At 42.2% G+C, this 1,674-nt stretch carries 1 pseudogene; it reads left to right on the top strand.

From position 1 onward, the window contains the following. Nucleotides 1-17: 17 nt before the first annotated feature. Nucleotides 18-1,674 (top strand): annotated as a pseudogene (locus LQ608_RS12310) (YSIRK signal domain/LPXTG anchor domain surface protein); the annotation flags it as partial.

Below are 1,674 nucleotides of genomic sequence, written 5' to 3'. Positions count from 1 at the left end.
ACAAAATTGGTGAAGCAATGGCGAATGATCAAGGTGTCGCTGAAATTACGCCAACTAGACCATTACCTGAAGGTAATATTACGGCGAAAGCAACAGATAATGCAGAAACACCAAATACGTCTGATGCTTCTGATCCAATCAAAGCGACAGATACAACAGCTCCAGTTAAACCAGTTATCACTACTGATTTAACAGGACAAGCTCATATGACGCCAACGATTTCTGTAAACGCTGAACCAGGTTCTACAGTCGAATTATTCGATAAAGACGGAAACAAAATTGGTGAAGGGGTCGCAAATGATCAAGGTATCGCTGAAATTACACCGACAACGCCATTACCTGAAGGTAATATTACGGCGAAAGCAACAGATAACGCAGAAACACCGAATACGTCGGACGCTTCTGACCCAATCAAGGCGACAGATACAACGGCTCCGGTTAAACCTGTCATCACTACAGACTTAATAGGCCAAGCTCATATGACGCCAACGATTTCTGTAAACGCTGAACCAGGTTCTAATGTTGAATTATTCGATAAAGATGGCAACAAAATTGGTGAAGCTATGGCCAATGATCAAGGTGTCGCTCAAATCACACCAACAACACCATTACCTGAAGGTAATATTACGGCCAAAGCAACAGATAACGCAGAAACACCGAATACGTCTGATGCTTCTGACCCAATCAAGGCGACAGATACAACTGCTCCGACTAAACCTGTCATCACAACTGATTTAACTGGTAAAGCTCATATGACGCCAACGATTTCTGTGAATGCTGAAGCAGGTTCTACTGTTGAATTATTTGATAAAGATGGAAACAAAATTGGTGAAGGCGTCGCAAATGATCAAGGTGTAGTTGAAATTACGCCAACAACACCATTACCTGAAGGTAATATTACGGCCAAAGCGACAGATAACGCAGAAACACCGAATACGTCTGACGCTTCTAATCCAATCAAGGCAACAGATACAACAGCGCCGGCTAAACCTGTCATCACTACAGACTTAACAGGCCAAGCTCATATGACGCCAACGATTTCTGTGAATGCTGAAGCAGGTTCTAATGTTGAATTATTCGATAAAGACGGCAACAAAATTGGTGAAGCTATTGCCAATGATCAAGGTGTGGCTGAAATTACGCCAACAACACCATTACCTGAAGGTAATATTACGGCCAAAGCAACGGATAATGCGGAATCACCGAATACATCTGACGCTTCTGATCCAGTCAAGGCAACTGATACAACGGCTCCGACTAAACCTGTCATCACAACTGATTTAACAGGACAAGCTCATATGACGCCAACGATTTCTGTAAATGCTGAGCCAGGTTCTAATGTTGAATTATTCGATAAAGACGGCAACAAAATTGGTGAAGCTATTGCCAATGATCAAGGTGTGGCTGAAATTACTCCAACAACACCATTACCTGAAGGTAATATTACAGCCAAAGCAACGGATAATGCGGAATCACCGAATACATCTGACGCTTCTGACTCAATCAAGGCAACTGATACAACAGCTCCAGTTAAACCAGTTATCACTACTGATTTAACAGGACAAGCTCATATGACGCCAACGATTTCTGTGAATGCTGAACCTAAATCTAAAGTTGAAATCTTTGATAAAGATGGAAACAAAATTGGTGAAGGCGTCGCAAATGATCAAGGTG

The organism is Mammaliicoccus sp. H-M34 (genome assembly GCF_022386495.1).
Classification (GTDB): domain Bacteria; phylum Bacillota; class Bacilli; order Staphylococcales; family Staphylococcaceae; genus Mammaliicoccus; species Mammaliicoccus fleurettii.
This window is presented reverse-complemented; position numbering and strand designations above follow the sequence as displayed.